This is a genomic window from Aureimonas ureilytica (genome assembly GCF_001475935.1).
Taxonomy (GTDB): Bacteria; Pseudomonadota; Alphaproteobacteria; order Rhizobiales; family Rhizobiaceae; genus Aureimonas; species Aureimonas ureilytica_A.
In genome coordinates this window covers 47,927-55,989 of sequence record NZ_LDQA01000067.1, presented here as the reverse complement: position 1 = coordinate 55,989, position 8,063 = coordinate 47,927, and the positions used below count along the sequence as shown (strand labels likewise).

The 8,063-nt window shown below is 67.3% G+C and carries 5 protein-coding genes and 2 pseudogenes; 6 read left to right on the top strand and 1 reads right to left on the bottom strand.

The genetic code is table 11. The features are described from left to right. The 3 genes from NS365_RS20600 to NS365_RS24610 all read left to right on the top strand — a co-directional run. Window positions 1-1,364, top strand: a 1,364-nt coding sequence (locus tag NS365_RS20600) for an RsmB/NOP family class I SAM-dependent RNA methyltransferase (protein ID WP_058602171.1), incomplete at its 5' end; no start/stop codon positions are given. Window positions 1,365-1,844: 480 nt separating this feature from the next. Further along, window positions 1,845-3,533, top strand: coding sequence for a heparinase II/III family protein (locus tag NS365_RS20595; protein ID WP_153003883.1), 1,689 nt, complete (start codon window positions 1,845-1,847; stop codon window positions 3,531-3,533). 101 nt (window positions 3,534-3,634) lie between these two features. Then, a complete protein-coding gene (locus tag NS365_RS24610) occupies window positions 3,635-3,811 on the top strand; it encodes a hypothetical protein (protein ID WP_156418315.1) in 177 nt (58 codons plus the stop codon). Between the two features lie 40 nt (window positions 3,812-3,851). Here the strand turns inward: NS365_RS24610 and NS365_RS20590 are convergent, their stop codons facing one another. Next, entirely contained in the window at window positions 3,852-4,262 is a 411-nt protein-coding gene (locus NS365_RS20590) for an NUDIX domain-containing protein (protein WP_058602178.1), read from the bottom strand. Window positions 4,263-4,443: 181 nt separating this feature from the next. Here NS365_RS20590 and NS365_RS25270 point away from each other — a divergent pair. The 3 genes and pseudogenes from NS365_RS25270 to NS365_RS20580 form a co-directional block, all read left to right on the top strand. Then, a pseudogene (locus tag NS365_RS25270) lies at window positions 4,444-4,896 on the top strand (PAS domain-containing protein); the annotation flags it as partial. A 6-nt stretch (window positions 4,897-4,902) separates the two neighbouring features. Next, a pseudogene (locus NS365_RS25110) lies at window positions 4,903-5,481 on the top strand (methyl-accepting chemotaxis protein); the annotation flags it as partial. 411 nt (window positions 5,482-5,892) lie between these two features. Beyond that, window positions 5,893-8,022 (top strand): methyl-accepting chemotaxis protein, encoded by a 2,130-nt coding sequence (locus NS365_RS20580; RefSeq protein ID WP_058602168.1) that lies wholly within the window; start codon window positions 5,893-5,895, stop codon window positions 8,020-8,022. Window positions 8,023-8,063 lie beyond the last annotated feature (41 nt).

Below are 8,063 nucleotides of genomic sequence, written 5' to 3'. Positions count from 1 at the left end.
GCCCCGAGGGCCGCACCCCTCGCCCCGCACAAAGCCCGGAGCCCGAGCGCGCCGGTCTGCCCGCTCGCCGCACGGCGGCCCGGCTGCTCGCCGCCGTGGTGGACACCAAGACCTCGGCCGACGGGCTGACCGATCGCAAGGGCGGCCATCCCGATTTTCTGAAACTCCCCGCGCGCGATCAGGGCCTGGTGCGGGCCATCCTTCTAACGGCGCTGCGTCGGCGCGGCTCGATCGAGGCGATCGTCTCCTCCTGCCTCGACCGGCCGCTGCCGAGCCGCGCGGCGCATCTGCGCCATATCCTGCATGTGGGCGCGGCGCAGATCCTGCATCTCGACGTGCCCGATTCCGCTGCCGTCGATCTGGCCGTCGCCCATGCCTCCGTCGATCCGCGCACCGAGCGCTTCAGCGGGCTCGTGAATGCCGTGCTGCGGCGCATCGCGCGCGAGAAGGACGCCTTTGCCGCCCGCTTCGACGATCCGCGCCTCGACTGCCCGCCCTGGCTCTGGGCGCGGCTGGAGGCGGCCTATGGCGAGGCCGTGGCGCTCGACATCGTGTCCATGCATCGCCTGCCCGCGCCGCTCGACTTCACCGCCAAGAGCGACCCCGCCGCCGTTGGCGCCATGCTGGGCGGCGAGCTTCTGCCCTTCGGCACGATCCGCCGCGCGCCGGGCGAGGAGGCGGTGAGCGATCTCCCCGGTTTCGAAACGGGCGAATGGTGGGTGCAGGACGCCGCCGCCAGCCTGCCGGCGCGGCTGATGGGCGATGTCAGGGCCAAGCGCGTCGCCGATCTGTGCGCCGCGCCGGGCGGCAAGACGGCGCAGCTCGCGGCGGCCGGCGCCCATGTGACGGCGGTCGAGATTTCGCCCTCGCGCTTGCGCCGGTTGAAGGAGAATTTCGCGCGGCTGAAGCTGGAGGCGGAGTTCGTCGGCAGCGATCTCATGCGCTTCGAGCCCGAGACGCCCTTCGACGCTGTGCTGCTCGACGCGCCTTGCTCGTCCACCGGCACGATCCGCCGCCATCCCGACGTCGCCTATACCAAGGATGACGAAGAAGTGCGCAAGCTCGCCGAGGTGCAGGCGCGGCTTCTCGGCCGGGCCGCCGATCTCGTGGCGCGCGGCGGAATGCTCCTGTTTTCCAACTGCTCGCTCGACCCGATCGAGGGTGAAGAGTTGATGCGGGCCTTCCTGGTTTCGCGCACGGACTTCCATGTCGAGCCCGTGCGCCCCGAAGAGGTGCCGGGTCTGGAGGATGCGATCTCGCCGGAGGGCTATCTGCGCACGACGCCCGCCATGCTCCGGCGCGAAACGCCCGAGCATTCCGGCCTCGACGGCTTCTTCGCCGCCCGGCTGCGCCGCGCCAGCTGACGTCTGGCGGCATCAGCGCTTGGGAAGAGCCCGGTCCAGTGGGCTCCGGACCCCGTCTCCAGACGGCTGAAACGGCGTCTTGCGGCGCAAGCCGACGCCGAGCGGCTCGGGCTGGCCTTTGCGCGGGCCAGCCGATCCCCGCGATCGCACCCGGCGCTGCGTCCGCTGGCCCGAAGGACCGATCCCCATGGCGGGCCTGTCTCGGGATGCGCGGTTGCTTTTGGAGCGCGCAAGCTGGCCCCGGCCTGACCCGATCCTGACACCGGGTGGGGAAACACGGGGGCGGATCACCGGCGAACAGGCATGGGCGGACCGTCCCGTCCCAGTTTCCAGATCGACGCTCAGGCGCCATTAGCGCCCTGTTAACCCTGATTGCGGAAAACTCGTGGCAAGAGGGGCTGCGAGAGGAACCGATCCGGTTTCGCCTCGCGCGTCCCGGATCGGTGCACAGGGCCGGCTTTGTCGGTCGGGGGACTTGCGATGACGACGGGATTTGTCGATGAGCCACGCCTTGCGGGGCTGATGGTCCGCGAGACGCTTCGCCGCCTGCGCGGCGTGGCTCCGGCCATGACGGCGTTTTCGCCCGTCGCGCGCCGCGCCGGGCGACTGGTCGCGGTGCCCGCGGACCTGCGCCGGGGCGAGGCCTCGCTGGTCGAAAGCTTCTATATCGGGCGTCTGCCGCTGGCCGGGCATATCGTGGATTTCGGCACGACCTCGCCCTTCGTTCTGCGCACCGCGCCCCGCAGCTGGACGGGGGACCTGCACGGTTTCGGCTGGCTGCGCCATTTCACCGAGGCGGGAGACGCGCTCGCCGCCGAGCAGGCGCGCGTTCTGGTCGGCGACTGGATGCGCTTCGAGCGCAGCGTCCTGCCGCGTCAGGCCTTCGACCATGACGTGGTGGCGCGCCGTATCATCAGCTGGCTGTCACATGCGCCGATCATCCTGGCGCAGGCCGACACCGCCTTCGTCCAGCGCTTCGAAACCTCGCTGGCGCGCCAGACGCGCCGCCTCGCCCGCGCCGCCTCCGCCGCGCCCGACGGCTTGCCGCGCCTTCGCGCGCGGATTGCGCTGGCCTTCGCCGCCCTTTGCCAGCCGAGCCGGCGCTACCATGTGCGCTGGGCCGCCAAGTTCCTGGGCGAGGAGCTGGATCGCCAGCTTTACGCCGATGGCGGCCATATCTCGCGCAACCCGGCGGCGATCCCGGCGCTGCTGGCCGATCTCCTGCCGCTGCGCCAGCTCTTCGCCCATCGCAACCAAGCCATGCCGCGCGCCCTGTTCAGCGCGATGGACCGCCTGTTCCTGGCGCTGCGCTTCTTCCAGCATGGCGACGGGGCGCTGGCGCTGTTCAACGGTATGGGCCTGTCGGATCGGGCCATGGCGCTGGCGCTCCTGCGTTATGACGAAACGCTGGGCGAGCCGGTTTCGGCGCTGCGCCAGTCCGGCTACCAGCGCCTGTCGGCCGGCGGCACCACGCTTCTGGCCGATACCGGCGTGCCGCCCGCGCCCGCCGTCGCGGGCGAGGCTCATGCCGGCACGCTGGCCTTCGAATTCTCCTCCGGCCGCCATCGCATGGTGATCAATTGCGGCGCGACGGCGCGCGCCGAAGACGCTGGCCGTCGCCTGTCGCGCAACACGGCGGCGCATTCGACCCTCGTTCTCGCCGACCATTCGTCCTCGCGCTTTGCCAAGTCGCCCGTGGTGGATCGCTATCTCGGCGTGCCGCTTCTGCCGGGGCCGACCCGCGTGCCCGTGACGCGCGAGGACACCGGCGAGGGACAGTTGCTCACCGCCGCCCATGACGGTTACCGCCTGCCCTTCGGCTTCGTCCACGAGCGGCAGATTCATCTGTCGCGCGACGGCGGGCGAATCGAGGGTGTGGATCGGCTTCTGCCGTCCACCGGGCGCGCGACCCGCGCCGCCAGCGAAGAGCCGCTGGGCCTTCTGCGCTTCCATCTCCACCCGGACGTGGTGGCCGACGAGACGCGGACCGGCATCCGCCTGTCCCATGGTGGCGAGGTCTGGTGGTTCTACGGCGAGGTCATGCCCCGGCTGGAGGACTCGATCTTCTTCGCCGATGCGAGCGGCGCTCGGCCGACCTTGCAAATCACGATGGTGTTCGATCCCACCGAGCGCACGCAGCTCGGCTGGTGCTTCGAGCGGCAGAACTGACCATCAGCGGCTGACAATCGGGAACAGCCGACCTATCTGACGAGCCTTCAACGCATCCGCACTCCCGGAGGGGCCAAGCGGATGCCGTTCGGGAGCCGTCCATGTCTCGCCTTGTCCTTTTATCGGCGCTTCTCTGCGCGAGCCTTGCCGGCTGCGCAGGCATGAATCGCGCCGTGGCCGTTCTGCCCAACACGCTGGACGACCTCGGCCGGCGCACCGAGCCCCTGCGCGCGGGCCGGCAGCCAGGCGACGAGGCCCTGGCCGCCACCAGGCGCTGAAACCCCGCGCACTATCGCTAACCGTGTGGTGTAAGCCGGCTTATCTCTGAAGCCGCCGCTGAAGCGCGGCGGTGGCCGTCACGACCGCGATCGAGATCTGCTCCGGCAGCGCGTCCAGCGCGAACCAGTCGAACCGTTCGTGCTTGTCGGGCTCAACGAGGCGGGGCTCGCCCTGCCATTCCTGTGCGACATAGACCGGCGAAACCCAATGCTGGCCTGCCTCGGGGTCGATCAGGTCCGCGACGCAGAGAAGCTCGAGCGGCCCGACCTCGATCCCCAGTTCCTCCAGCGTTTCGCGCCGCGCTGCCGCTTCCGTCGGCTCGTACGGATCGACTTTGCCGCCCGGAAAGCTCCAGGTGCTGGCCTCGGGCGCGCGCCGCCGCCGAACCAGAAGAAGCCGTTCGTCACGCCAGAGCGCGATCCCGCAGCCGAGCCTTGGTTCCGGTGTCATGCCCTTCTCCATCTCCCGCATGGCGCAGCAAGTTGCATCATCCGTCTTATGTAACGACCCGTCGCTCGACAACACCCCAAGGAGGAGGGGAATCGCGTCGATTGGATTTCTCGACAATACGAAACATCAAGATTCAAGGCGTAAAGTGCCATTGCCGCTACGTTTATAAGGTTAGCTTGCAATGTTGAGCCGTTTTCGGAAAAATAAGGTCAAGCAACTCGCCGAGCGGGTGGCCGACCTGGAGCAGCGTCTTCATCTATTGGACGAAGATTGCGGTGTCGGTCTTTGGGACGCGGTGATCGTCGACGGCGATCCCGGCTCACCGAACAGCCGCTGGTCCTGGTCGATGGAGTTTCGCCGTCTTCTGGGTTTCACCACCGTCGAAGAATTTCCCAACGTGCTGCAAGCCTGGATGGACCGTGTCCATCCAGAGGATGGGTCCTATGTGTTTGGCGCCTTCGGCGACTTCATGATGGATAAGACGGGCAAGACGGAATATAAAGTCGAGTACCGCATTCGCATGAAGGACGGCAGCTATCGCTGGGTCGCGGCTGTGGGTGGTTGTCTGCGGGATTCGCAGGGCAACCCGATCCGCACCTGCGGCGCGGTGCGCGACATCCACTCCCAGAAGCTGGTGGAGGAACAGCAGGCCCAGATGCAGGCCTCGCAGTCCAACGCCACGGTCGCGGCCTCGACCGCCATGGAAGAGATGGCCGCCAATATCGCTCAGAACGCCGACAACGCGACGCAGACCGACCGGATCGCCCAGCATGCCGCCGAGAGCGCGTTGCGCACCGGGAAGACCGTGGCGGAAGCCGTGACGGCGATGCGGGTTATTGCCGACAAGATTCGTGTGGTGCAGGAAATCGCGCGCCAGACCGACCTTCTGGCGCTGAACGCGGCCATCGAGGCCGCGCGCGCCGGCACGCACGGCAAGGGCTTCGCGGTGGTCGCCTCCGAGGTGCGCAAGCTCGCCGAGCGCTCGCAGCATGCCGCGGCCGAGATCAGCGCGCTGTCGGCCTCCACGGTGACGATCTCCGAGCAGGCCGGCGACATGCTGAAGTCGCTGATGCCCGACATCGAGCGGACGTCCGAACTGGTGCGCGAGATTTCCTCCGCATGCCGCGAGCAGAGCGTCGGCGCGCAGCAGATCAACGAGGCGCTCCACGCCCTCGACCGGCACAATCTGGCGGCGGACGAAGCGAACCGTGGCGCAAGCGGCGCTCGTATTCGTCTGGTTGCGTAAGCGCTACGGGACGCAGCCTTCTCAGCTTCGAACCCTTGCGGATCGAAAGGCCGAAGGCCGTTCTCCCTTCTCCATTTGATGGGGCGGGGTCAAATCGATGGTTCGTGAGAGGGCTCGGCGTTTGACGCGTCGGGCCCTTTTCGCGTTGCGGCTCCAGTAGCGCGCCTCGCGGTAGAAAATGCTGCGCCTAATGTATGTATTAATTACTATTATGGCCGACTGAATATGGAAAGGTGGCAGCGCTCGTCAATATCGTGGCAGAAAAAGAACGAAACGCTGCGCGCCAGAGCTTTCTAGCGCGGCTTTATGAACAACCGTTGCACGAATTAACCGATATTTCAGCATAACACGGAGATATTATAGTTCAGAAGGTTGGGGATCGGTATGCGCGCGACGATAAAGTTGAAGCTTGGGGCCAGCTTTGGCGTCATTCTCGCGATGATGGGCACGGCCGGCTATTTCGGTGTGGCGTCGTTGCGCTCGGCCAATGACACGATGGAAAGCTTCGTCAACCGGCCGTTCGCGCAGAACAAGCGCCTCGCCAATATCATGAGGCAAACCGAAAGCGTCGGTCGCTCGATCGGCGCCCTCTCCTATGAAACCGACGACAGGCTGCGCGCCGCGTTGCGGGACGACAGCGAAGCCCAGATCGGCGCCACGATCGAGGAGCTGAAAGCCTATCGCGCCCAGATCGCCGCGGGCGACACCAAGGCTCTGGCGCAGGCCGCCACGCTGATCGAAGGCTGGCAGCATCTGCACCCGGTGCTTCTCGAAACGGTTGGGCTTCTCGACCAGAATAGTGCCATCAAGGCCGACGAGATCGTCCACATGCAGATCATGCCGACGCTGGATCGTCTGCAGGAAAGCCTGGGTGGTGTTCGGGAACGCCTGATCAAGGTCAATGCGAATGTCGGTGTGCGCGATCAACTGTCGAACCTGCGCACCATCCTTCCCATGTTGGCCCTCATCGTGTCCGATGCTGCAAACCGCGTCGATGCGCAGACGATGGTTCATCTGAAGCAGCAAATCGACACGTTGCTCGGTCAAGCCGACCAAGGATTTGCGACCCTTTCCACAAGTCTGGGAACGGGGCCCGCAGGGGCGCTGATGAGCGAGAGCCTGGGAGAATGGGGTAAGCTGCGCCCCCTGCTCCAGCAGACCTTTGCCTTGGGCGAGGCGGACCGCACGGTTCAGGCCGCCGCCCTTCTGGCGAGCGGCGTGCGCCCGGCCCTGAACCAGCTCACCGAACAAGCCCAGGCTTTGTCGCAATACGAAGCCGGTGTGGCGAACCAGCTCGCCCAGGAGACGCGCGAAACCTATCTGACGACCCGCACGATTCTGATGGGTGTCGTCGGCGCTTCGCTGGCTCTGGGCCTTGGGGCGGCCGTGTGGATGTCGCTGTCGATCTCGCGGCGGCTGGCGAGCGCGGCCAAACTGTCCAACGACATCGCCGACGGCGATCTGACGCAGGTCGCGGACGCGAAGGGCTCGGACGAGATCGGCGATCTCCTGCGCGCCATGAACCGCATGAGCGCCAAACTGTCCGAGATCATGAGCGAGGTCGTCGCCTCGTCCGGCCATGTGGCCACGGGCTCGGCACAGTCGGCGATCACGGCCGAGCGCCTGTCCTCGGGCGCCGCAGAACAAGCCGCGGCCTCGGAAGAGGCCTCCGCCGCCATCGAGCAGATGACCGCCAATGTGCGCCAGAACGCCGACAACGCCTCGACCACGGAGCGGATCGCCACGCAGGTCGCCGTCAGCGGCGAGCAGGCGGGCGCGGCGGTCGCCGCCTCGCTGGAGGCCATGCGCGTCATCTCCGAAAAGATCGCGGTGATTCAGGAGATCGCGCGCCAGACCGACCTTCTGGCACTGAATGCAGCCATCGAAGCCGCCCGCGCCGGCCAGCACGGCAAGGGCTTCGCGGTGGTCGCGTCCGAAGTGCGTAAGCTCGCCGAGCGCTCCCAGCAGGCAGCCTCCGAGATCAGCCAATTGTCGGCCGATACGCTTCTCACCTCGCAGGAGGCGGGGCGCATGTTGCAGGCGCTCGTGCCTGATATCCGCCGAACGGCCGACCTCGTGTCGGAGATTTCCGCCGCCTGCCGGGAGCAGACGATCGGCACCGAACAGATCAACCAGGCGATCCAGCAGCTGGATCAGGTCACGCAGGCCAATGCCGGCGCGGCCGGCGAAATGTCGGCGACATCGGCGCAGCTTTCGGCCGAGGCGCAACGACTGGCGCAAAGCTCGGCCGCCTTCCGCCTGCGCGCCGGCGCGGCGCGCCCGCCCGTGGTCGCGCCGGCCCGCCAGGAGACCGTACGGGGGCTCCAGGACCGGATCCAGACCCTGCGCAGCCAGCACGCGGCGAACGAGGGCGCCAAGCCCGCCCGTCCCGTCAAGTCAGTCGCGGCCCCCAAGGCCCAGGTTCCCGACGAAATGACGGGCTTCGAGGGCGAGGCGAAGGGGTTCGACCTCGAACTGGACGACAAGGCTTCGTTCGAGCGCCTGAGCGCCTGAGAGCTCAAGGCGCGGTGCCGGCCACCGCGCCGCTGAATGGA

Excerpts from the sequence above, each read along its gene's own strand:
- NS365_RS24610 (WP_156418315.1), top strand. The coding sequence starts at position 3,635 with ATGTCTCGCCTTGTCCTTTTATCGGCGCTTCTCTGCGCGAGCCTTGCC.
- NS365_RS20580 (WP_058602168.1), top strand. The coding sequence starts at position 5,893 with ATGCGCGCGACGATAAAGTTGAAGCTTGGGGCCAGCTTTGGCGTCATT.
- NS365_RS20590 (WP_058602178.1), bottom strand. The coding sequence starts at position 4,262 with ATGACACCGGAACCAAGGCTCGGCTGCGGGATCGCGCTCTGGCGTGAC.
- NS365_RS20595 (WP_153003883.1), top strand. The coding sequence starts at position 1,845 with ATGACGACGGGATTTGTCGATGAGCCACGCCTTGCGGGGCTGATGGTC.